This window comes from Stutzerimonas tianxiuensis (genome assembly GCF_053470365.1).
In genome coordinates this window covers 44,054-67,283 of record NZ_JBPVWS010000005.1, presented here as the reverse complement: position 1 = coordinate 67,283, position 23,230 = coordinate 44,054, and the positions used below count along the sequence as shown (strand labels likewise).

Genomic DNA, 23,230 nt, shown 5'->3' with positions numbered 1-23,230 from the left:
GTCGGCTGGCGTTCCGCTGGCGGGCGTTGGTGAGGTTTCGGTCTCAGGTTGGGTGACGGCAGCGGGCTGGGCTTCCGGCTCGCTGGTCTGTTCGACCGTTGGCGTGCCGATGCTTTGCGCGGCGCCGCGGCAGGTCAGTTCGGCAAAGGGCTGGTCGGGCGAGTACTCGCCCGGCACCCGCTCAACGCGCTGGGAGTTGGGGCTCACGGTGAAAACGGGCGGGGCGGAGGTGTCCGCCCGCGCATCGTCCGGCACATGAAATTCGCAGGTCACGGTGTCGCCCGTGTTGTTCATCACCTTCACCGCCCGAATCCCCACCAGCTCACCGCCCGCCTCGGTGGTCGAGGTCGGCACGCCCATGGCGCTGACCTCGATATCCATCCCGTTGAGGTGAGTGATCACCTCGGGCTTGGGTGTCTGGGCAAACGCAACAGGGGCGCAAAGGGCTAAACCTAGGGTAGTGAGCAGAGCCTTGGTCATGGAAACCTCCTTGAAGTCGATGTCTGCTTAGAAGGGTTCGATGGGTGAGGGTTCGGTGCTGCACGCCGATTTGGTTGCGCGATGCCAGCCTCTCTCAGTCGGGCTACCTGTTCGACTTGATATTTCGGGCATACAGCGCCTTGCCGCCGGTCGAGGTGGTGCCTCTTGCTTCCAGTTCGAAGCGCTTGGGATGCGATTTGATCAGGTCACTGAGTTTCTTGAAGCCGTACAGGCGTGGGTCGAAGGCGGGGCGGAGCTTGCTGATGTTGGAACCGAGTTCGCCGAGCTGCACCCAGTCATCTTCATCATCGGCAATGTCGCTCAGCACCTTGGCGATGAACTCCACCGGAGCCTTCTGCGCTTTGACCTGGCTGCTCTTTTCGCTGCTCTTGGCGTCGTCGTCGCTCTTCTCTGCAGACACCGGAGCAGGCGTCTTTTCGCCGTTGCCCGGCGGCTCCTGGGAGGACTTGGGCGCGTCGGCGCGAAGGATTTCGGTGTAGACGAACTTGTCGCAGGCGGAAACGAAGGGCGATGGCGTCTTCTGTTCGCCAAAGCCATACACCGTCAGCCCTTCCTCGCGCAGGCGAGCGGCCAGGCGGGTGAAATCGCTGTCGCTGGACACCAGGCAGAATCCGTCGAAGCGGCGCGTGTAGAGCAGGTCCATCGCGTCGATGATCAACGAGCTGTCGGTGGCGTTCTTGCCGGAGGTGTAGGCGAATTGCTGAATCGGTTGGATCGAATAGTCGAGCAGTACCTTTTTCCAGCTTCCCAGGTTGGGCTTGGTCCAGTCGCCATAGATGCGCTTGACGCTGGCGACGCCATATTTCGCAATCTCCTCGAACAACCCCTCGACGATGGCGGCTGGGGCATTGTCGGCGTCGATGAGTACGGCAAGATGAATCTGCTGACGGGTATTGCTGGGTTTGGCGGCCATGATTCGTCCCTGGATGGAGGTGTGCCGACCATAGCGCCAGATGCAGCCGGGAGCCAGGGCAGGGTTGACTGGCGAGTCGGTGGCAGTAGGCCGGCGCTACCTCGCGGTTGAGCGGCCAGGTTCACGGCAGCGAAGATTCAGCACTCAGGCGAACGCCAGAAACTTTGGCCCTGATGTGAATACGCCCCGGCAACGCTGGCGGGGCGTGGTCGTTTCAGCGCTGGGACAATCAGCTCGGCAGCTGATCCAGTGATTTGGGCTCCTGCATCGGGCAGCCGTTGTGACGTGCGCGAAACTCCGATGACATCTCGTAGGCTGGCTTGCGCGAACGCATGATGCCGCCGAGTGGGCGATGTGCCGCGAGGCCGTGCCAAGGGCTGAAAGACATCTGATCATCCACCACGGCCGCGCGGGCATCGCTCCAGGCGGACTGGGGCTGCACCTCGATCCGCGCGACGGTGACATACGGGCTGAGATCTTCTGGCCAGACCACGCTGGCATCCTCGATAGGCATCTTCTCAACGTCGGTCGCCAGCTGAACGCGCAGCTCCCAGGTGCCACCGTGTTTCGCGAAATGGTCGTTGATCGCCTCGCGCAAGCCGTTCGGCTTGTCCTTCAGGTCGACGTTCTGGTCGGTCAAGGCCTTCAGTTCCGGGGACACCGGGACCAGCGAAAGCTTGGCGAAATAGCGACCATAGAGCACCGGGACCACGCTGTAGTACGTCTCCCCGAGCAGGTTGGTGGTGGGATGACCGCCCATGCCTTTGAGCGTTGCGCTTTCCCCGCCGGCTTTTTCCACCAGGCTCTCGGCACCGCGCAGGGCAGCAGACAGCGCTTGCTTGGCGCGGGGCGCGCGGTCGGTGGTCTTGGCGATCAGCTTCACCGACTTCAGGAAGTCCTTGGGCGTCGGCACCATGAAGGCCGGCGCGTTGACCATGACGAAATCCTGGGTGACCTCGGCGTCGCTGTTGGGCAGGCGTTCGCCCTCGACGCCGATGAGCTTGATCGCCAGCCCGCGTGGGGTCGAAACCTTGTCATCAAGAATGTCGCCTGGGTTGGTCGAGTAGCGCATCACCACCGGCATCTTTCCTGGTTTGGCGAAAGCACCCTGGGCCAGTTCCGGCGGCAGGTCGGGCAGCACCTCGATTTCGCCCTGCAACAGACCGTGGCTCTTGGCATGCACGCTGCGAATGGCATGGCCACCGTCAGCAAAGGTGGTCTCGGCGATCTCGCGCATCGCCTGGATCAGACCAGAAATGGTCTCGGACTCATCGTCCGGCACCTGCTCGAAATCGGGATTGAAAGGGAGGGGCGTTATGCTCAGGCGTTCGGTCATCGGCTCGGCTCCGTCGGGTGATGCGGGCTTATGAACTGCTGCGCCGCGGTCTTGAGTCGACAGTCGATGTCTGGAATCGTTTTCGAAGAATTTCGCAGCTGTTCTAAGGCGGACGCTCAGATCAGCCGCTAAGGCAGGAGTTGACCGAGCGGCCAGAAGATGGCGGGCCTACTGCGGAATCACGCCAAGCCCGCGCGCCATAAACGTCGCCAGCAGAGGGATCAGCAGCAGGGCAAGCAGCTCGATGCGAATTACCGTTTTCACCCAGCGCGCAGCCGAAGGCGTGATCGACGGGACCTGGCCGGCCTTCAGTGCCGGACGCCACTTGAGGAAGGTTACGGTGGGGTAGATCGACAGCAGCGCGACAGCGACAAACAAGCCGATCTTGGCGTGAAAGAAGCTGTTATTGAGGTAGTAGTCCAGCCCCTTGCCATAGCGCATCGCTCGTGCGGCGCCGGTCAGCAGCACCAGGCCTGCCGCGATACCAAAGGCCAGATCCACGCGAAACAGGCTGCGGGCGCGTTTGAAGTTCAGCGGCAGGCGGAACAGCTGGTGCTCGAGCACCAGCAGGGAGAACAGCAGGAAGATCGCCACAAAGTGCAGGTAGGCGGCGACGGCATAGGCCATTTTCTGAAGGTCCTTTGGTTAGGGTTGTTGCGCTGCGGCGTTGGCAGCTGGCGCCGCATGGGTCGAAGCGAACCATTGCCCTTGGCGTTGCAGGCGTCTGGCGATGCTCCCCAGGCACAGGCCCCGCAGGAGCATGAAGGCGAGGAAGGCCAACCACAATCCGTGATTGCCCATGCCACGCAGCAGCCAGCCCAATGGTAACGAAATCAGGACGGCTAGCAGCATGGCGTTTCGCATTTCCCGCGCGCGGGTGGCGCCAATGAACAAACCGTCCAGCAGATAGCTCCAGACGGCGACCAGGGGCAGCGCGGCGAGATAGGGCAGATAGGTCGAGGCGGTCTCGCGTACCGAGGGGATGTCAGTCTGCAGGCTGATGAACAACTCGCCGCCCAGCAGGAAGAACAGCCCGAAGGCCAGGCTCGCCAGCAGCGACCAGCCGCCGGCAACGGTCAGGATCCGACGCAGCTCGGTGCGGCTCTGGGCGCCGATGGCATGGCCACTGAGTGCTTCGACTGCATGAGCCAAGCCGTCCAGCGCGTGCGCCGTGAGCATCAAACCGTTCAGCAGCAAGGCATTGGCCGCCACCGTCGCATCGCCCAGCCGCGTCCCCTGTACGGTGACGAGGAAGAACACCAGCTGCAGCGCCAGCGAACGCAGGAAGATGTCCCGATTGACTGACATCAACGGGCGCCAGCTGGCCCACAGTCGCAGCGCGCGACGGTCGAGATGTCCGGCGTACCGCAACAGTGCACCTCGGGTCAGCGCGAGACCGACCAGCACACCGCTCCATTCGGCAATGACCGAGGCGCGTGCCGCACCGGCCACGCCCCACTCCAGCCCGATGACGAACCACAGATCCAGCGCGACGTTGATCAGATTCGTCGTCAGCAGGATGGCAAGCGGCGCGCGGGCATTCTGGGTGCCGAGAAACCAGCCGATCAGTGCCAGGCTCGCCAGGGCCGCCGGCAGGCCGAACAGGCGGGTGTGGAAATAGGCCTGGGTCAGGCTGTCCAGCTCTGCCGAGGGCTGCATCAGCTGCAGTGCGTAGCCTTTGAGGGGCAGGGCGACCAGGCTCAACAGCAGGGCGAAGCCCAGCGCCAGCAGTAGCCCTTGCAGCAACACCTGGCGCAGCGCGCCGCCATCCTCGCGCCCGGCGGCCTGGGCGGCGAAGCCGGTGGTGCCCATGCGCAGAAAGCCCATGACCCATACCAGCAGCGTATAGAGGCTGCCGCCGACGGCGACCGACGCCAGCTGATGCGCATGCGGCAGGTGGCCGATGACGGCACTGTCGACCAGCGCCACCAGCGGCACGGAGAGGTTGGACAGAATCATCGGCGCAGCCAGCGCCCAGACCCGTTTATGGGTGGGGGCGTGCTGCCAGGCGGTCAATAACATGAAGGGCTCCCGAACAGCCGCGCATGATACGTCGCGAGGGTCCGGAGCGCAGCCGAGTGATGGGGCTAGAACCTGTTCGGCCCCGTTGCCGATGATGCTGGGCGCTACGAGTGGCTCAGTGAATCAACCAGCTCAACAGCCAGAGCCCGAGAAACAGATAGATCACCCCAGCGATGATCGAGCGACGGAAGAAGGCGCGAAAGGCGCCGACCAGCAGCATCAGGCCGATGGCCAGCGCAATGAGGCTGATCAGTGATCGGTCCATGCCAAGGGTGCGCGACAGGCCCTCGAGAAAATTGGCGCCAGCATCGGCGAACAGTCCGAAAAATCCACTGAGCGCATCGACGATGTAACGGATCACGGTGCCGAGCGCCTGGCCCAACCATTCGAAAAAGCTTTCCACCTGCATGCTGCACTCCTGCGTGACGATCCGCGGCCGCAAGCGCAGCCGTTCCCTGGTCCCTTGGGCTGCCAATCCGGCTGGCAGTTCCCGGTGTTGAGATTGAACCGCAGCCGCGGTGGTGGGTCAGTAACAGGCTGATCGTCGCTGTAGTGCGCACCGTCATGCAATTGCAACCCATCCCAATCAGGCTATCTCGCTAGCGCCCCACGAGAGAAAGACGATGCCGACTGCTTTCAGTACCCGCCCGCTTTGGTTGTCCGAGGTTCGCCCGCAGGTCTGGGCATTGGGAATGTTGGCGGCCGGGCTGCTGCACACGGCTGCCACCTTTCATCTCGATGAACGTGTGTTCTATGCGCTGCAGTCAGCCTGGCACGCAGAGACTCACCAGGCGCGCAGCCTCTGGTTGCCCGAATATCAGGTGCGGGTCGAGGCAAAGCCGGTGGCGACCGTCGGCAACAACCTTTCCGGGCTGACCTTTGATGAGCAGCGCAACCAACTCTGGGCCGTGGTGAACAACCCCGAAGAGCTGATCGCGCTCGACCTCAATGGCGAATTCATTGCCCGTTATCCGCTCAAGGGCTTCATCGATGTCGAGGCGGTCACCTACCTGGGTGACAACCTGCTGGCGGTTGCCGAGGAACGCAGCCAGTCGATTGTGATCCTGCCGGTCCCCACGCGTCCTGGTGAGCTGGTGCGGGAGGATTACGCGGCTGTGTCGCTGTCGATGGGCGCGTCGGATAACGCGGGCTTCGAGGGACTGGGCTACGACCGTGCCGGTGATCGACTGTTTGTAGTGAAGGAACATTCGCCGCGCAAGCTATACGAGATTCAGGGCATCAAGGCCAGCTTCAACGGGCAGCTGAATCTAAACGTCATCGACCGCGAAGCCTGGATCGAAGACAAAGACATGGCCAGCGATCTCGCCTCGGTTCACTACGACGAGCGCACCGGCCACCTGGTGTTGCTCAGCGACGAAGCCAAGATGATGCTCGAACTCGACAGTGGGGGCGAGCTGGTCAGCTTCCGCTCACTGTGGAGCGGCTTCGCCGGTCTCGATAACAGCGTGCCTCAGGCTGAGGGCATGACCTTTGACGACCGTGGCGACCTGTATCTGGTCAGCGAGCCCAACCTGTTCTACGCCTTCGAGCGCAAATAGCTCGACCGCCGCGCTCAGCCGCGGCGGATCATCCAGACGCCTGCGAAAATCAGCACCAACCCGCCTAGCTTGCCCAGGCTGATCGACGACTGACGAAAGCCCGCCCAGCCGAAATGGTCCAGCAGCAGCGCCATGCCCAGCTGCCCGGCCAGCACCAGTGCCATGAACAGCAGCGCACCGATGCGCGGGCCGGCAAAGGCGGCGGTGGCAATAAAGAACATGCCCAGCAGGCCGGCGCACCAGTGATACCAATTAAGCCCGCGTAACGCCTGGAGGCCCGGCATGTCTCGCTGGAACAACACGACACAGAGCAGCGCCGCTGTGCCCACCGCAAAGGAGAGCATTGCCGCGCCCATGACGCTGCCAAAGTGCTTGGCGACCTGTCCGTTGATGCCGGCTTGTAGGGGCAGGAAAGCCCCGGCAATCAATGGCATCACAAGAAGCCACCAGGCTGTGACAGGCATGCGAATGTCTCCGAGAGGCGAAATAAAAACCCGCCGGAGCGGCGGGTTGAAAGGGGAGCCAGCCGGCAATGTTAGCGCGGTGGGTATTGTGAAAGAACCTTGTTGACGGTTTCGCGGAACATCCCGGCCCGCTCCTGAGGGCTGCCGGGGTTGTCGCGCAGGACCTGTTCTGCGCTGCCACGCCAGACCAGCTTGCCGTCGTCAGCGTCATACAAATCCAGCTGCAAGGTGCCGACCTGATAGTGGATGGTGCGGGTGTCGGCGATCATTGGGCCACCCCAGTAACCGTGCCAGGGGCCGCCCCAGGCGCCGATCGACGAGGTGGTGTATTGCTGGCTGCGCTCATCGACGAGAAACCAGGCCTGCACCAACAGATCCGGTTGCGCGCCTGACGCTGCCTGGCGCAGGCCGCGCTGATCCAGCTGTTCGCTGACGGCGCTGCGAATGCGCTGTTCGGTCAGGTCGCTCTTGATGCGCGGATCATCGGGGCGGTACTGCAGGGCCGGCTCCTTCCAGCTCCAGGTACGGTAGGCGGAAAAGTCGCGCTGCGGGTCGAAGTCGCGTTGCACCTGGGTGCTCTGGCAGGCGGCCAGCACCAGCAGTAGGGGCAGCATCAGCAGTGAACGGAGCATCTCGGTTCTCCTTACGTAAATTACGCAATCTCAGCGTGGCGGATAATCGGCGAGCGCCCGGTTCACGGCTTCTCGCGCGGCGTCCTTGCGTTCGGCCTGATCTCCGCCACTGCGGGCCTCGGCACGATTGCTCCAGACGGTCTGGCCAGAGCCGCTGTCGATCATCTCGATGCGCACCGTGACCACTTCTTCTTCATAGTTGCGCACCACCGGGGTGCTGCCGCCAATGCCGTAACCGGTGTTGTACCCTGGGCCGTAACCACCATAGCGCCCCGCACCGACGCCTACTCGAGGGCCATAGTCATCGTAGACCTGCCGCACGCGCGTCTCCATCTGTGCGCTGGCGCTGATCTGCACATCGCCCTTGGCGCCGGCTGGTGCCGGGCGCAAGCCGCGTTGATCGAGTGCGCCGGAGATCATTTCCTGCAGCTCCTCGGCGCCCAGCGAAGCCGTACCCGCCGGAGGGTTGCGCCAACTCCAGTTCTGGTAGCTGGAAAAGTCCTGCGGCGCCGCCGGGTAGGTGGGCGACTGGATGCGTTCGATGGGCGGAGCCGGTGGAATTGGCGCAGAGTCGTTGGTGTACGGGTTGCTGCCCTGGCACGCCGCGAGGCTCAATCCAAGCAGCGAGTAAAACAGGGGCAGCGCAGGGCGGATCGACATCGGGACCTCCCGGTCGGCTCAGAGTGGCCGACACAACCAGTGCAGGTAACGCCCAAGGCCGGCGAAGGTCGGATGGCGGCGGTAGGCCAGTTCCATCTCGATCAGGTCGGCAGCCTCGGTGCGGGCCTGGAAATCGGCGGGCATGTAGTCATGGAATACGCGCACGCCACTGGTTGATTCGACCTGCCAGTGCGGTGCGAGTTGCGCCGCCAGTTCGCGCGGGTCGAGCGGCTGTTGCGGGGTCAGGCTCTGACGCTCGCCGGCATAAGTCTGGGTGCGCAACTTCTTGAAATGGCCCTTGAGCAAATTGCGATAGATCAGCGCATCGCGGTTGTAGAAGGCCAGCGACAGCCAGCCGTCTTTGGCGATCAGGCGGTGCAGCACCGGCAGGATCGCCTGCGGTTCGGCCAGCCATTCCAGCACCGCATGGCAGATGACCAGATCGAAACGACCTTCGACGTGGCTTTCCACATCCTGCCAGGGCGCCTGAATAAACGTACCGGTCTGGCCTGCTTCGGCGAACTGCTTGCGAGCGCCTTCGAGCATGGGTTCGGCGGGTTCGGCCAGCGTCACCTGATGGCCCTGCTGCGCCAGCCACAGGCTCATGTGACCAAGCCCGGCACCAATGTCCAGAACGCGCAAAGGCCGCTCTGGCAGTACCTCGGTGAGATCCGCCTGCAGCACGGCGAGGCGGATTGCGCCCTTGGCGCCGCCGTAGATTTTCTCGGCGAAGCGCGTCGCCAGCTCATCGAAATGCCGGTCGCTCATCGGGCGAACCGCCGCTCGTTGTCGGCGAGCTTGGCCAGTAAGGCCTGCTCCATGTCGATGCCCAGCTCGCTGCACATCAGCAGCAGGTACATGAGGATGTCGCCGACCTCCTGGCCGGCATGCGCGAGTTTGTCGCTTGGCAGCTGGCGCGATTCGTCTTCGGTCTGCCACTGGAAGATTTCCACCAGCTCGGCCATTTCCACACTGGCGGCCATCGCAAGGTTCTTCGGGCTGTGATAACGCTGCCACTCGTTCTGATCGCGGATCGCGTGCAGGCGTTGGGTGATCTGTTCGATGTTCATCTAGGCTAGGGCGGCTCGTTGAAAGGCGACAAGCTTCCGCCAGCGCGTCGGCGCCCGCAAGGGGCGTCAGTGACGGCGCTGTTTCAGGACCCGTTCGATGGCGATAACGCCGGGGCGATAGTCGTTCTGCTCGATGGCGCGAATCGCGTGGCTCAACGCTTGTTCGGCGATCTGCTCATGCTGCTGGGAGATCGCGTTGACCTTGATTGGCAGGAAATCCAGCAATTGCGCATCGCCAAAAGTGGCCAGTTGCAGATTGTCCGGCCACAGCAGATCACGCTCGCGCAGCGCATCGAAGACGCCTTCTAGCAACACGTAGGCGGTGGTGATCAGGGCGTCAGGTAGTGACCCTTTGTCGAGCAGGGTCAGCATCTGTTGCCGGCCGCAGGCACGGCTGAACTGCTCGGCCCGCAGCACGCTGACCTGACCGGAATGGTTAGCCAAGGCGCGATGGAAACCTTCCTCGCGCTGCTGGCTGATCCGCAGGGCTGGCCGTGCACTGATCAATGCGATGTGGGCGGTGGGCGGGAGGTGCAGCGAGCGGGTCAATTGCACCGCCGCCTCGCAGTCGGCACTGACCACCGAACAGAAATGCTCCGCATCCAACGCCCGGTCGAGGGCGATTACCGGTAGGCCTGCAGCGAGCAGTTTTTGATAGCTGGCGTCGTCCCCTGGCAGGCAGCTGGCGACGATCAAGGCATCGCAGCGGCGCGAGCGCAGCAGCTGAATGACCTGACGCTCGGTGTCTGGCTCGTCATCGGTTCCGGCGATCAGCAGCTGGTAGCCGCGCTGCCGTGCCCGCTGCTCCAGCAGCTTGGCCAGGCGTGCATAACTGGGGTTTTCCAGATCCGGAACAACGAAGCCCAGCGTGCGCGACTGTCCTCGGCGCAGGCCGGCAGCCTGCTGGTCGAGCTGAAAACCCTGCTGCTCAGCCACAGCCATCACCCGTTCGACCGTGGCCGCGCTGATCCGCCGCTGAGCGGCCTTGCCGTTGAGCACGTAGCTGGCCGTGGTTACCGAAACGTTAGCAAGGCGGGCGATGTCGGTCAGTTTCAAACAGAGGGTCCTGAGACGGGTGGTATGAAATCGGGCTTCTAGAATTACCCAATATTGCGTAATGTGCCAGCCTTAGGTGAAACGTTTCAGCAGTCTTTCGGTCTGAAGCGCCAGCCCAGGATTCGGGCAATGCCGACGCAGCCGTCGGCCACAACAATCGCGAGCCCCGCAGGAGTTCTCCCATGCTTGAGTTGAATGCACAGCACATCCACATGCATCAAGCCGCAGCAGATAAGCCCGCGGCGCTGGCTCTGCTGGGCGAGGTGCTGGTCGCCGACGGGCTGGTGGCGCCCGGTTACCTCGACGGTTTGCGCGCGCGCGAAGCGCAAGGCTCGACCTTTCTCGGTCAGGGCATCGCGATTCCCCACGGCACGCCGGAGACCCGCGATCAGGTGTTCACCACCGGCGTACGGCTGCTGCACTTTCCCGCAGGTGTGGCTTGGGGAAACGGTCAGCAGGTGTACCTCGCCATCGGCATTGCCGCGCGTTCGGATGAGCATCTGCGGTTGCTGCAGCTGTTGACCCGAGCGCTGGGCGAAGGCGATCTGAGCGAGGCGCTGCAAAAGGCGCAGAGCCCCGAGGCGATCATTGATCTGCTGCAGGGTGCGCCGCAGGCACTGGCGCTCGATGGCGAGCTGGTCGGGCTGGGCGTCGTCGCCGATGACTTCGATGAGCTGGCCTGGCAGGGCGTCAAGCTGCTCAAGCGGGCGCAATGCGTGGAGCCTGGCTTCAATGCCAGTCTGCCGCTCGGCCAGTCGCTGCCGCTGGGGGATGGCCTGTGGTGGCTCAGCAGCGAGCAGTCGGTGCAGCGTCCTGGCCTCGCTTTCGTCACGCCAGTCTCGAATCTCGAGCATCAGGGCCAGCCGCTCAATGGGCTGTTCGTGTTGGCCAGCATGGGTGAGGCGCATCAGGCCATGCTCGAGCGGCTGTGCAACCTGCTGATCGAAGGCCGCGGGCAGGAGCTGAGTCAGGCGACTTCCAGCCGCACGGTGCTCGAAGCTCTGGGCGGCGAGGTGCCCGCCGACTGGCCAAGCGCGCAGGTGCCGCTGGCCAACGCCCATGGTCTGCACGCGCGCCCGGCCAAGGTGCTCACCGAAATTGCCCAGTCCTTCGAGGGAGAGATTCGCGTCCGTCAGGCTGGCAGCGAAAACGCCGGCGTGTCGGTCAAGAGCCTGAGCAAACTGTTGGCGATGGGCGCGCAGCGCGGTCAGGTTCTGGAATTCATGGCCGAGCCCGGCATTGCCGGCGATGCGCTGCCGGCGCTGGTGCGCGCTGTCGAGGAAGGCTTGGGCGAAGAGATCGAACCGCTACCGGTGGCGGGGAACGCGAGCGAGCCCCTCGAGATCACCGAGGGGCCTGCAGCGTCAGCCATCGAGCAGGCCGCGCTGCGCGCCGGTGAGCAGGTGAACGGCATCGCCGCGTCGCCGGGCATCGCCATCGGTCCGGTGCTGGTGCGAAAACCGCAGGTGATTGATTACCCGAAACGCGGCGAGTCGCCGGCAGCTGAACTGCAACGGCTGGACGCCGCGCTGGACAAGGTTCATGCGGAAATCGGCACGCTGATCGAAGAAAGCCAGGTTGCCAGCATCCGCGACATCTTCACCACTCACCAGGCCATGCTAAAAGACCCGGCGCTACGCGAAGAAGTCCAGGTGCGCTTGCAGAAGGGCTTGAGCGGCGAAGCAGCCTGGATGGAGGAAATCGACAGCGCAGCGCAGCAGCAGGAAGCCCTGCACGACAAGCTACTGGCCGAGCGTGCTGCGGACCTGCGTGATGTGGGTCGCCGCGTGCTGGCCTGTCTGACCGGTGTCGAAGCCGAGCAGGCGCCGGACGAACCCTACATTTTGGTGATGGACGAGGTAGCGCCCTCGGACGTCGCCACGCTCAATGCCCAGCGCGTCGCCGGCATCCTTACCGCTGGCGGCGGCGCCACCTCCCACAGCGCGATCATCGCCCGCGCACTGGGCATTCCCGCGATTGTCGGAGCCGGGCCGGGTGTGCTCGGGCTGGCACCCAACACCTTGTTGTTGCTCGACGGCGAGCGCGGCGAGCTGCTGGTCGCGCCGACCGACGCGCAGCTGGAACAGGCCCGTAGCGAGCGTGATACCCGCGAGGAGCGCAAGCGCCTGGCAAATGAGCGTCGCCTGGAACCGGCCATCACCCGCGACGGACATCCGGTGGAGATTGCCGCCAATATCGGCGCGGCAGGCGAAACCCCTGAAGCCGTGGCGATGGGGGCCGAGGGCATCGGCCTGCTGCGTACTGAACTGGTGTTCATGAACCATGCCCAGGCGCCGGATCAGGCCACCCAGGAAGCCGAGTATCGCCGTGTACTGGAAGCCCTCGAAGGGCGCCCGCTGGTGGTGCGAACCCTGGATGTCGGCGGCGACAAACCGCTGCCGTACTGGCCGATGCCGGCCGAAGAAAACCCCTTCCTCGGCGTGCGCGGCATTCGCCTGAGCCTGCAGCGTCCGGACATTCTCGAAACCCAGCTACGCGCCTTGCTCGCCTCGGCCGAGGGCCGTCCGCTGCGGATCATGTTCCCCATGGTCGGCAACATTGACGAGTGGCGCAGCGCCAAGGCCATGGTCGATCGCCTGCGTCAGGAGCTGCCAGTGGCCGACCTGCAGGTCGGCATCATGATCGAGATCCCCTCCGCTGCGCTGATCGCCCCGGTGCTGGCGCAGGAGGTCGACTTCTTCAGCATCGGCACCAACGATCTCACGCAGTACACCCTGGCCATCGACCGTGGGCACCCGACGCTTTCGGGGCAGGCCGACGGCTTGCACCCGGCCGTGTTGCGCCTGATCGGCATGACCGTCGAGGCCGCTCACGCCCATGGCAAGTGGGTCGGCGTCTGCGGCGAGCTGGCCGCTGATGCGCTCGCCGTGCCGATGCTGGTCGGCCTGGGTGTGGATGAACTCAGCGTGTCGGCGCGCAGTACTGCGTTGGTGAAGGCGCGGGTGCGCGAGCTGGATTTCACCGCCTGCCAGCAACTGGCCAAGCAAGCGCTGATGTTGCCCGGTGCACATGAAGTCCGTGCCTTCGTTGGGGAGCACTGCTGATGGCTCGCGTCCTCACTGTCACGCTTAATCCGGCCCTCGACCTGACGGTGCAGCTGCCGTCGCTGCGCCTGGGCGAGGTCAATCGCAGCGACAGCCTGCAGGTGCATGCCGCCGGCAAGGGCCTGAACGTGGCGCAGGTGCTGGCCGATCTCGGCCACCAGCTGACCGTTACTGGCTTTCTCGGCGAAGGCAACCCGCAGGCCTTCGAGCAGCTGTTCGCTGCACGGGGCTTTGCCGACGAATTTGTCCGCGTGCCGGGTGATACCCGTAGCAACATCAAACTGGCCGAAGCGGGCGGGCAGGTCACCGACATCAACGGACCGGGGCTGATGGTGAGCGAGGCGCACTGCGCCGAGCTGCTGGCACGCCTGGAGCGCCTGGCGCCTGTCCATGACCTGGTGGTGGTCGCTGGCAGCTTGCCTCGCGGCATCGCCAGCCAGTGGTTCGTCCAGCTACTCAGCAGGCTCAAAGCGCTCGGCGTGCGGGTGGCGCTGGACACCAGTGGCGATGCCCTGCGTAAAGGTCTGGCGGCCTCACCCTGGCTGATCAAACCGAACGAGGAAGAGCTGGCCGAGGCCCGTGGCATCGCGCTGAACAAGTCGTCGGAGCTGACCGCCGAAGCGAGACGACTGCAAGCCCAAGGCATTGAGCATGTGGTGGTTTCGCAGGGCGCAAACGGCGTCAGCTGGTTCTCGCCGAACGCGGCATGGCACGCCCATCCGCCCAAGGTTCGGGTCGTCAGCACCGTCGGCGCCGGTGACTCGCTGCTCGCCGGCATGCTCCACGGCCTGCTGGAAGGATGGCCCGCCGAGCGCACCCTTGCGCAGGCCACCGCGATTGCCGCGCAGGCAGTCGGGCAGGTCGGCTTTGGTATCACCGACACGACACAACTGGCCGACCTCGAGGCCGCTGTGCGCCTCCAGCCGCTGAGCCAATAAATCGAACAAGAGGTGAAGGAATGAATCTTCTCATCGTCACGGCCTGCCCCAACGGAATGGTCACCAGCGTGCTGACGTCACGCCTGCTCGAAGCGGCCGCCCAGCGTCTGGGCTGGTCGACCGCCGTGGAAGTCCACGACCCCAAGGCCATCGGCTCGCCACTGACTCCCGCACAGATCGCCAACGCCGACCTGGTCGTCGTGGTAAAGACCGGACCGTTATCGCTGCAACGCTTCGTCGGCAAGCGCGTCGCCCAGTCCACGCCATCCGAAGCATTGCTCGATCCGGAAGCCTTCCTGCGCAGCGCTGCCGAGGCGGCGACCGAGTTGCAGGCGGCAGATGATGCCGAGCCCACGCCCGCCACCGGCAAGCCCAAACTGGTCGCCATCACCGCCTGCCCAACCGGAGTCGCGCACACCTTCATGGCAGCCGAAGCGCTGCAGCAGGCGGCCATCCGTAAAGGCTATGACCTGCAGGTCGAGACGCGCGGCTCGGTAGGCGCACGTAACGTGCTCGAACCCCAGGCCATTGAGGACGCCGATGTGGTGCTGCTCGCCGCCGACATTGAGGTGGATGTGGCCCGCTTCGCCGGCAAGCGCGTGTATCGCTGCGGCACCGGCGTCGCGCTCAAGCAACCCGAGGCAACGCTGGACCGCGCACTGAAGGAAGGCGCTGTACTCAGCGGTGGCACTGCGGCAAGTGATGCCGGTGGTGAACAGAAAGGTGAGAAGACAGGCGTCTACAAGCACTTGCTGACCGGCGTGTCTTACATGCTGCCGATGGTCGTCGCGGGCGGCCTGCTGATCGCGCTGTCGTTCGTCTTCGGCATCGAGGCGTTCAAGGAAGAGGGCACGCTGGCCGCCGCGCTGATGAAGATCGGTGGCGAAACGGCCTTCCAGTTGATGGTGCCGCTCTTGGCGGGCTACATCGCCTACTCCATCGCTGACCGACCCGGCCTTGCGCCCGGCATGATCGGCGGCTTGCTGGCGGGCACGCTCGGCGCCGGCTTCATCGGCGGCATCATCGCCGGCTTTGTCGCCGGCTATGCAGCCAAGGCCGTCAGTCGCTGGATTCCCTTGCCAGCCAGTATCGAATCGCTGAAGCCGATCCTGATCATTCCGCTGCTGGCGAGCCTGGTGACTGGCCTGGTGATGATCTACATCGTCGGCACGCCGGTGGCCAAGCTGCTCGCCGGGCTGACCGATTTCCTCGACACCATGGGCACTTCCAACGCCATCCTGCTCGGGCTGCTGCTCGGCACCATGATGTGCGTCGACCTCGGTGGGCCGGTGAACAAGGCAGCATACGCCTTCTCGGTCGGGCTGCTCGCGTCGCAAAGCTACGCGCCGATGGCCGCCACCATGGCCGCCGGCATGGTGCCGCCAATCGGCATGGGCATCGCCACGCTGATTGCGCGACGCAAGTTCGCGCAGACCGAACGCGAAGCCGGGAAGGCGGCGCTGGTGCTGGGCTGCTGCTTCATCTCCGAAGGCGCAATTCCCTTTGCGGCGAAAGACCCGCTGCGGGTGATTCCGGCCAGCATCGCTGGCGGCGCCCTGACCGGCGCGCTGTCCATGGCCTTCGGCGCGAAGCTGCTGGCGCCTCACGGTGGGCTGTTCGTGCTGCTGATCCCTAACGCCATCAATCATGCGCTGTTGTACCTGGTCGCGATCCTCGCGGGCAGCCTGGTGACCGGGCTGATCTATGCGGTGATCAAGCGGCCGGAAGCTCAGCCGCTTGCCGTTAGTGCAGCGAGTTGATCGGCAGACCGAAACCGCTGAACTAAAGGCCCTGCTGCCGCATCCACTTAAGGCCGGCGAAACTTGTGTCAAGAAGTTTCACCGGCCTTTTTGATTTAGACCCAACCGGCTGGAGCGTTTTACATGAGCATCGATTATGGGCCGAGGCCCTTGCGGATCACCCTGACGGCCGTCGTCGTTCTGGTGCTGGGTGTGCTGATGACAGGCGGGGGCGGATACCTGGCCGTGCTCGGTGGCTCCTGGTACTACCTGCTGGCTGGCATTGGCTTGCTGGTGGTGGCCGGTTTGCTGTTGGCACGACGCCGTGCGGCGATCTGGTTGTACGCGGTGTTGCTGCTGGCAACCCTGGCGTGGACGTTATACGAGGTGCGTTTCGACTGGTGGCAGCTGGCGCCGCGGATCGATCTCTGGTGCATCCTCGGCCTCTGGCTGATCCTGCCCTTTGTCAATCGCTACGTCAGCGACCGGTTGGTCTGGCGAGATGGCGCGAGCGGGTTGCTCGGGATCGGCTTGCTGGCCGGTGCGCTGATGGCGGGCTACTCGCTGACGCAGGATTACCACTCGATCTCGGGCGAGTTCAGCGATGCGCAGATGCAGGGTCTGGACCCACAGGGCCAGGCCGGTCGCTCGAATAGCGAATGGCCCTCGTACGGCGGATCGGAACAGGGCGACCGCTATTCCACTGCTGACCTGATCACGCCGGATAACGTCGGCAACTTGGTTAAAGCCTGGGAATACCACACCGGCGACCTGCCGGGGCCGAACGATCCGGGCGAATTCACCTATGAGGTCACACCGCTCAAGGTGGGCAATAGCCTGTTCATCTGCACGCCGCACAGCATCGCTATCGCCATTGATGCCGATACCGGCGAAGAGCGCTGGCGTTATGACCCGAATATCAACCGCGAGGCCGGGTACTACCAACACATGACCTGCCGTGGCCTGGCCTACCACGATGGGGCCCGCTATCTCGCCGCAGCCACGAATGGCGGTCAGTCAAATCAACCCGCGGCTCGCTGTGCGCGTCGGCTGTTCTTGCCCACCAACGATGCCACGCTGGTCGCCCTCGACGTCGAGGATGGAAAACCCTGTGAGGATTTCGGCAATGGCGGCGTGGTCGATCTGAAGTTGCGGCTGGGTGAAGGAGCGCTGGGCGTTTATCTACCGACATCGCCGCCGGTGGTCACGGAAAAGCTGGTCATCATTGGCGGTGCCGTCACCGATAACGGCGCTGTGGATTCGCCCGGCGGCTTGGTTCGCGCCTACGACGTGAACACAGGTCGTTTGGTCTGGAATTTCGACCCGGGCAATCCGGACGCCACCGAGCCGTTGCCGCCAGGTGAAACCTACACGCGCAGCACGCCGAACTGGTGGACGACTGCGACGGCCGACGAATCCCTCGGCCTGGTTTATATCCCTACCGGCAACCAGACACCGGACCAGTGGGCCATCGAGCGTTCCGCGCAGGCTGAGCGCTTTACCGACAGCCTGGTTGCGCTGGACTTGGCAACCGGCCAGGTACGCTGGGAGTTCCAGACCGTTCACCATGATCTCTGGGACCGCGATCTTCCGTCCCAGCCAACACTGGTCGACATCGACCGGCCGGAAGGCAAAGTGCCTGCCATCATCCAGCCGACCAAGCGCGGCGACCTGTATGTGCTAGACCGCCGTACCGGTGAGCCCATCGTGCCGGTCACAGAGGTGCCTGTACCGCAAGGCACCGATTATGGCGATTTCACCGCGCCCACTCAGCCGGTCTCGGCGCTTACCTATGCGCCGCAGGAGCCGCTGTACGAGAAGGACATGTGGGGCGGGACGCCGCTGGATCAGATGATGTGCCGCATCCAGTTCCGTCAGCTGCGCTATGAGGGCGACTTCACGCCGCCCTCTCAGAAGGGCTCGCTGATCTATCCAGGCAACGTCGGTACCTTCAACTGGCCATCGGTGGCGGTCGATCCAAGCCGGCAATTGCTGTTCGGTGCGCCTAATTACCTGGCATTCGTCTCGAAGATGTACAAGCGCAGCGAGGTCGATCCCGAAGCGCGTACCGGCGGTGGCGAAACCGGCCTGCAACCCAATCTTGGTGCGCCCTATATGGTCAGCCTGAAGCCTCTGCTATCAGTGTTGGGCCTGCCTTGCCAGAGCCCGCCGTGGGGCTATGTCACCGCCGTGGATCTGCGCACCATGAAAAAGGTCTGGATGCACAAGAATGGCACCAGCCGCGATAGCGCGCCGCTTGGCCTTCCGTTTCCTGTGGGCACGCCCGCGCTCGGAGGGCCCATCGTGACGGCAGGTGGCGTGGCTTTTATGAGCGGTACGCTGGACTACTACCTGCGCGCCTATGACCTGCAGAACGGCAGAGAGCTCTGGAAAGCGCGCCTGCCAGCCGGCGGCCAGGCCACGCCGATGACCTATGTGTCCGAGCAGACCGGTAAGCAGTACGTGGTGCAAGTGGCCGGCGGGCATGGGTCGTTCGGGACGAAGATTGGGGATTCGGTGGTGGCTTTTACCTTGGGGGAGGAGCAGTAGCAAGGCGAGTTGGTTCAACGGCTATTCGCGAGCAAGCTCGCTCCTACAGATACAGCGTGGGGCTTGGACTGCGGATGTAGGAGCGAGCTTGCTCGCGAAGCTGTTTAACGTCGACCAGCAGCCTCGTCACAACCAGGCCGCATCCCAGAACGGGTAATCACCAAGGCGCTTGACCAACCCGGCGCGCAGCGGGTTCGCGACGATGTACCGGGCAACGTTGCGCAGGTCTTCCTCACTACGGACGGCTCTGTCGTGGTAACCCTTTTGCCAGATCGGGCCATGGTCGCCACGAAGCCTGTTGGTGGTGATTGCGCTCCGCGATTTTAGGCTCTGCATCACCTGGCTGAGCGAACCAGTTTTCAGCTGCACGAGCCAATGCAGATGGTCGGGCATGACGACCCAGGCTAAAGACTGAACGGGTCCGGAATTGCCGATCATGTGAATCTCACGCGCCAGTGTCGCCGCTGCGCCTGCCTCTATAAAGATGGACGATCGGTCCAGCGTTACACAGGTCAGTACGTAGGCCTGGTTTGGGAGGCTGACTCGCCCTTTGCGTAAGTCCCGTCCATGAAAGCGCATTCCGTTGCGTCCTTCTGTTGATAGCTGGGAGAGCGATCGTCACCTCATTCGCGAGCTTGCTCGCGAAGCCTTTGATGCATGCATGCTGGCGTGTTGCTGACTCAATGATGCTCGCGCGTCGCCCTGAATTTCACATCCGGCCAGCGCTCTTCCATCAGGCTCAGATTCACTCGAGTCGGCGCGAGATAGGTCAGGTGACCGCCACCATCGACCGCCAGGTTCTCGTAGGCCTTGTCGCTGAATTCCTTCAGCTTCTTCTCGTTATCACACTCGATCCAGCGCGCGGACCAGACGTTGATTGCCTCGTAGGCGCACTCGACCTTGTACTCCTCCTTCAGCCGACTGGCGACGACGTCGAACTGCAGCACGCCGACCGCGCCGAGGATGATGTCGTTGTTGCGCTCGGGGAAGAACACTTGGGTGGCGCCTTCTTCGGCCAGTTCCTGCAGGCCCTGGCGCAGCTGCTTGGATTTCAGCGGATCCTTCAGGCGCACACGGCGGAACAGTTCCGGGGCGAAGTGCGGAATGCCGGTGAACCCGAGGTTTTCGCCTTCGGTGAAGGTGTCACCGATCTGGATGGTGCCGTGGTTATGCAGGCCGATGATGTCGCCAGCCCAGGCCTCTTCCAGCTGCTCACGCTCGCTGGAGAAGAAGGTCAGGGCATCGGCGATGCGGATGTCCTTGCCGATGCGGGCGTGACGCAGCTTCATGCCTTTTTCATACTTGCCCGAGCAGATGCGCATGAAGGCGATGCGGTCGCGGTGCTTGGGGTCCATGTTCGCCTGGATCTTGAAGACGAAGCCGGTGAACTTGTCCTCCACCGGCTCGACAACACGCTCGTTGGCTTCACGCGGCAGCGGGCGCGGCGCCCAGTCGACCACGGCGTCTAGCACATGGTCGACACCGAAGTTGCCCAGCGCGGTGCCAAAGAACACCGGGGTCAGTTGCCCCTTGATGAACTCGTCCTGATCGAATTCATGGCAGGCGCCCTGGACCAGCTCAAGTTGCTCGACGAAGCGGTCGTACTCGTCGCCGATGTGCTTGCGCGCTTCGTCGGAGTCGAGGTTCTGGATGATCTTCACGTCGGTGCGTTCATGCCCGTGGCCCGGCGTGTAGACGATGATGTAGTCGTCCTTGAGGTGATACACGCCCTTGAAGTCGCGGTAGCAGCCGATCGGCCAGGTGATGGGCGCGGCCTTGATCTTGAGGACCGCCTCGATCTCATCGAGCAATTCGATAGGGTCGCGGATGTCGCGGTCGAGCTTGTTGATGAAGCTGACGATGGGCGTGTCGCGCAGCCGGCAGACGTCCATCAGGGCGATGGTGCGTGGCTCGACCCCTTTACCGCCGTCAAGAACCATCAGCGCCGAATCCACCGCGGTCAGGGTGCGGTAGGTGTCTTCCGAGAAGTCTTCGTGGCCGGGGGTGTCGAGCAGGTTGATCATGTGCTCGCGGTAGGGGAACTGCATCACCGAGGTGGTGATGGAGATGCCGCGCTGCTTTTCCATTTCCATCCAGTCGGAGGTCGCGTGACGGTCGGATTTACGCGACTTCACGGTGCCGGCCACGGCAATCGCCTTGCCCATCAGCAGCAGCTTTTCGGTGATGGTGGTCTTACCCGCGTCGGGGTGGGAAATGATGGCGAAGGTGCGGCGCTTCGCGACTTCGGCGGCCTGAGAGGTCATGGCGGTCCCGGTATAGAAAGCGTGTCGGAAAAAGCCGGCGATTATAGCGCAAAGGGCGCCGGAGGACTGCCGTGGCTGAAGCCCGCTCAGCCGCCGCGGGGCGAGACGGATGGAACATCCCCGCAGCGTATCTGTCGGTTTGAATACGGTAGGTTTGCCTGGAGCGATAAAAAAGGGAGTGAGTGCGGATTTTTCATTGATCTGAAACAGCTGTGGTTCTAAAGTTCGCGCCCGAACGTCCATGCTGGCAACGATCCATCCGGCTCAAGTACTGACGACGAGAGATCAGGATTTACCAGGTCGCCGCGCGGTTGCGACGATTTGGCCATGATACTCGGCGACATGCCTTGGGAAGTAGGCGAACCAAAGTGGGGAAACTGATCAGGCGTTCTTGCTCACCCCTAATCCGACTTTACGTTTCCCGATTTGGAGCCTTGCATGTCGATCAAGATCGAAGACTATTATTCCCGATCCACCTTCCAGAAGATGAAGTCCTTCGCTGACCAGCACGAAACGCCGTTTGTGGTCATCGATACCGAAACCATCGACAAGGCGTACGACGATCTGCGCGCCGGTTTCGAGTTTGCCAAGGTCTACTACGCCGTGAAGGCCAACCCGGCGGTTGAAATCATCGACTTGCTGCGTGACAAGGGCTCGAGCTTCGACATCGCCTCGATCTACGAGCTGGACAAGGTCATGTCCCGTGGTGTCGGCCCGGAGCGCATCAGCTACGGCAACACCATCAAGAAAGCCAAAGACATCCGATACTTCTACGACAAGGGCGTGCGCATGTTCGCCACCGACTCGGAAGCGGATCTGCGCAACATCGCCAAGGCCGCTCCGGGTTCGAAAGTCTACGTCCGCATCCTCACCGAAGGTTCGACCACCGCCGATTGGCCGCTATCGCGCAAATTCGGCTGCCAGACCGACATGGCCATGGACCTGCTGATCCTCGCCCGTCAGCTGAAGCTGGAGCCCTACGGCATCTCCTTCCACGTCGGTTCGCAGCAGCGTGATATCTCGGTGTGGGACGCAGCGATTGCCAAGGTCAAGGTGATCTTCGAGCGATTGAAGGAAGAAGATGGCATCGAGCTGAAGATGATCAACATGGGTGGCGGCTTCCCGGCCAACTACATCACCCGCACCAACAGCCTCGAAACCTACGCTGAAGAAATCATCCGCTTCCTCAAGGAAGACTTCGGCGACGAACTGCCGGAAATTATCCTCGAACCGGGTCGTTCATTGATTGCCAATGCGGGCATTCTGGTCAGCGAAGTGGTACTGGTGGCACGCAAGTCGCGCACCGCAGTAGAGCGCTGGGTCTACACCGACGTCGGCATGTTCTCCGGCCTGATCGAAACCATGGGCGAAGCCATCAAGTTCCCGATCTGGACCGAGAAGAAGGGCGAGATGGAAGAAGTGGTGATCGCCGGCCCGACCTGCGACAGCGCCGACATCATGTATGAGAACTACAAGTACGGCTTGCCGCTGAACCTGGCCATCGGTGATCGCATGTACTGGATTTCCACCGGAGCCTACACCACCAGCTACAGCGCGGTGGAATTCAACGGCTTCCCGCCGTTGAAAGCCTTCTACATCTAAGCCTCTGCGCTAACACAAAACGCCGCGAAGTTCGCGGCGTTTTTGTTTCCGCCTTTCGGCCGCTTCAGAGGCTCTGTCAGTGTCGGCTGATCGATGCTTATTGTGGGCCGTGCTTGCTCGCTAGAGACGCGGCCCGTGAGGGCCAAGTGGCATGGCTTCAGGGCATCTGGACTTCGATCACGCCGTCGGCGTTGATGCTGATTTGCCGGGTCCCGGCCTCGACATCAGGCGTCGGCATGGCATCCATGCTCTTCATCGATACGCTGCGCATCATCTCCGGCTGAAAGTTGCCGCCGCTGTTCAGGTTCAGGCTGACGATCTTGTAGTCATTTCCGCCCAGCGCCTCGGTGGCCAGCTGCGCGCGGGCGCGGAAAGCGGTTACAGCGTCCTTGAGCAGGGCGTCTTCGTTCTGTTGGCGGATCGAGTCGGATACGCTGAAGTACATGCCGCCCATCTGCAAGTCTTGCATCAGCTCTCCGGTGAGCTTCGAGAGCGTGGCAAAGTCTCCGCTTTCCAGGCGCAGTTCGGCGCGTTCACGCCAGGCGGTGATCTTCTGGCCTTTTTCCTCATAGACCGGGTAACTGCTACGGCTGCCCTGGCTGACTTCGACCTCTTTTACCTTCCGGGCGCGTTGCAGTGCCTTATTCATTGCACGGGTGGTTTGCGCTGCCAGCTGCGCAGGGTCTTCGTGCTGCGACTCGGTGAACAGCGTTACATGCATGCGGTCCTGGGCGACCTCGCTGCTGGCCTCGGCGCGCAGCGAAATCTGATGGTAGTGTTGCTCGTCGGCTACGGCGGGGAGGCAGGCAATGCAGGCCAGCAGCGCAATGCTGCGAGGAACGGAAACAAACATGAGAGC

20 protein-coding genes and 1 pseudogene are annotated in these 23,230 nt (G+C 63.2%); 6 read left to right on the top strand and 15 right to left on the bottom strand.

Going from position 1 to position 23,230, the window contains the following annotated elements; genetic code table 11:
• Positions 1-111 precede the first annotated feature (111 nt).
• The 6 genes and pseudogenes from ACSSNI_RS08410 to ACSSNI_RS08385 all read right to left on the bottom strand — a co-directional run.
• Positions 112-480, bottom strand: a pseudogene (locus ACSSNI_RS08410) (hypothetical protein); the annotation flags it as partial.
• A gap of 103 nt (positions 481-583) precedes the next feature.
• Positions 584-1,414, bottom strand: coding sequence for an NYN domain-containing protein (locus ACSSNI_RS08405; RefSeq protein WP_200636585.1), 831 nt, complete (start codon positions 1,412-1,414; stop codon positions 584-586).
• 229 nt (positions 1,415-1,643) lie between these two features.
• On the bottom strand, positions 1,644-2,750 hold the full coding sequence (locus ACSSNI_RS08400; protein ID WP_200636582.1) for a catalase family protein: 1,107 nt from the start codon (positions 2,748-2,750) through the stop codon (positions 1,644-1,646).
• Positions 2,751-2,918: 168 nt separating this feature from the next.
• On the bottom strand, positions 2,919-3,377 hold the full coding sequence (locus ACSSNI_RS08395) for a DUF2214 family protein (RefSeq protein ID WP_102836919.1): 459 nt from the start codon (positions 3,375-3,377) through the stop codon (positions 2,919-2,921).
• A gap of 18 nt (positions 3,378-3,395) precedes the next feature.
• Complete coding sequence (locus ACSSNI_RS08390; RefSeq protein ID WP_200636580.1) at positions 3,396-4,772, bottom strand: MATE family efflux transporter; 1,377 nt, start codon at positions 4,770-4,772, stop codon at positions 3,396-3,398.
• A 115-nt stretch (positions 4,773-4,887) separates the two neighbouring features.
• On the bottom strand, positions 4,888-5,181 hold the full coding sequence (locus tag ACSSNI_RS08385; protein ID WP_045424622.1) for a hypothetical protein: 294 nt from the start codon (positions 5,179-5,181) through the stop codon (positions 4,888-4,890).
• Positions 5,182-5,395: 214 nt separating this feature from the next.
• On the opposite strand from ACSSNI_RS08385, the gene ACSSNI_RS08380 reads away from it, so the two are divergent.
• On the top strand, positions 5,396-6,331 hold the full coding sequence (locus ACSSNI_RS08380; RefSeq protein ID WP_200636578.1) for an SdiA-regulated domain-containing protein: 936 nt from the start codon (positions 5,396-5,398) through the stop codon (positions 6,329-6,331).
• 14 nt (positions 6,332-6,345) lie between these two features.
• Here ACSSNI_RS08380 and ACSSNI_RS08375 read toward each other — a convergent pair whose 3' ends face one another.
• The 6 genes from ACSSNI_RS08375 to cra all read right to left on the bottom strand — a co-directional run bounded on the left by ACSSNI_RS08375 (position 6,346) and on the right by cra (position 10,213).
• A complete protein-coding gene (locus tag ACSSNI_RS08375; RefSeq protein ID WP_148925137.1) occupies positions 6,346-6,795 on the bottom strand; it encodes a DMT family transporter in 450 nt (149 codons plus the stop codon).
• Positions 6,796-6,866: 71 nt separating this feature from the next.
• A complete protein-coding gene (locus tag ACSSNI_RS08370; RefSeq protein WP_148925136.1) occupies positions 6,867-7,427 on the bottom strand; it encodes a DUF4136 domain-containing protein in 561 nt (186 codons plus the stop codon).
• Between the two features lie 30 nt (positions 7,428-7,457).
• Entirely contained in the window at positions 7,458-8,087 is a 630-nt protein-coding gene (locus tag ACSSNI_RS08365) for a DUF4136 domain-containing protein (RefSeq protein ID WP_102836914.1), read from the bottom strand.
• A gap of 18 nt (positions 8,088-8,105) precedes the next feature.
• Positions 8,106-8,855 (bottom strand): methyltransferase domain-containing protein, encoded by a 750-nt coding sequence (locus tag ACSSNI_RS08360; protein ID WP_200636576.1) that lies wholly within the window; start codon positions 8,853-8,855, stop codon positions 8,106-8,108.
• The gene (locus tag ACSSNI_RS08355; RefSeq protein WP_102836912.1) at positions 8,852-9,157 is read right to left on the bottom strand and encodes a nucleotide pyrophosphohydrolase; all 306 of its coding nucleotides are present in this window, start codon (positions 9,155-9,157) and stop codon (positions 8,852-8,854) included. Before ACSSNI_RS08355 ends, ACSSNI_RS08360 begins: the two co-directional genes overlap by 4 nt.
• Before the next feature lie 66 nt (positions 9,158-9,223).
• Positions 9,224-10,213, bottom strand: coding sequence for a catabolite repressor/activator (cra, locus tag ACSSNI_RS08350; RefSeq protein ID WP_159967217.1), 990 nt, complete (start codon positions 10,211-10,213; stop codon positions 9,224-9,226).
• A 182-nt stretch (positions 10,214-10,395) separates the two neighbouring features.
• Between cra and ptsP the strand changes: the two genes are divergently transcribed.
• The 4 genes from ptsP to ACSSNI_RS08330 all read left to right on the top strand — a co-directional run bounded on the left by ptsP (position 10,396) and on the right by ACSSNI_RS08330 (position 18,505).
• On the top strand, positions 10,396-13,278 hold the full coding sequence (gene ptsP / locus ACSSNI_RS08345) for a phosphoenolpyruvate--protein phosphotransferase (RefSeq protein WP_200636574.1): 2,883 nt from the start codon (positions 10,396-10,398) through the stop codon (positions 13,276-13,278).
• Positions 13,278-14,216 (top strand): 1-phosphofructokinase, encoded by a 939-nt coding sequence (gene pfkB / locus ACSSNI_RS08340; protein WP_200636572.1) that lies wholly within the window; start codon positions 13,278-13,280, stop codon positions 14,214-14,216. The genes ptsP and pfkB overlap by 1 nt, the downstream gene beginning before the upstream one ends.
• A gap of 20 nt (positions 14,217-14,236) precedes the next feature.
• Positions 14,237-15,976 carry a PTS fructose-like transporter subunit IIB gene (locus tag ACSSNI_RS08335; protein WP_200636570.1) on the top strand — a complete coding sequence of 580 codons (1,740 nt, stop codon included), beginning with the start codon at positions 14,237-14,239 and terminating at the stop codon, positions 15,974-15,976.
• A 123-nt stretch (positions 15,977-16,099) separates the two neighbouring features.
• A complete protein-coding gene (locus ACSSNI_RS08330) occupies positions 16,100-18,505 on the top strand; it encodes a membrane-bound PQQ-dependent dehydrogenase, glucose/quinate/shikimate family (protein WP_200636568.1) in 2,406 nt (801 codons plus the stop codon).
• A gap of 126 nt (positions 18,506-18,631) precedes the next feature.
• On the opposite strand, the gene ACSSNI_RS08325 is transcribed toward ACSSNI_RS08330, so the two are convergent.
• Together ACSSNI_RS08325 and ACSSNI_RS08320 are read right to left on the bottom strand one after the other, a co-directional pair.
• Entirely contained in the window at positions 18,632-19,084 is a 453-nt protein-coding gene (locus ACSSNI_RS08325) for an REP-associated tyrosine transposase (protein WP_102836906.1), read from the bottom strand.
• Between the two features lie 101 nt (positions 19,085-19,185).
• Positions 19,186-20,769 carry a peptide chain release factor 3 gene (locus ACSSNI_RS08320; protein ID WP_148925128.1) on the bottom strand — a complete coding sequence of 528 codons (1,584 nt, stop codon included), beginning with the start codon at positions 20,767-20,769 and terminating at the stop codon, positions 19,186-19,188.
• A gap of 438 nt (positions 20,770-21,207) precedes the next feature.
• Here ACSSNI_RS08320 and ACSSNI_RS08315 point away from each other — a divergent pair, with 438 nt between their 5' ends.
• The gene (locus ACSSNI_RS08315; RefSeq protein ID WP_102836904.1) at positions 21,208-22,371 is read left to right on the top strand and encodes a type III PLP-dependent enzyme; all 1,164 of its coding nucleotides are present in this window, start codon (positions 21,208-21,210) and stop codon (positions 22,369-22,371) included.
• A gap of 157 nt (positions 22,372-22,528) precedes the next feature.
• Here the strand turns inward: ACSSNI_RS08315 and ACSSNI_RS08310 are convergent, their stop codons facing one another.
• Positions 22,529-23,224, bottom strand: coding sequence for an SIMPL domain-containing protein (locus ACSSNI_RS08310; RefSeq protein ID WP_448259098.1), 696 nt, complete (start codon positions 23,222-23,224; stop codon positions 22,529-22,531).
• Between the last annotated feature and the right edge of the window lie 6 nt (positions 23,225-23,230).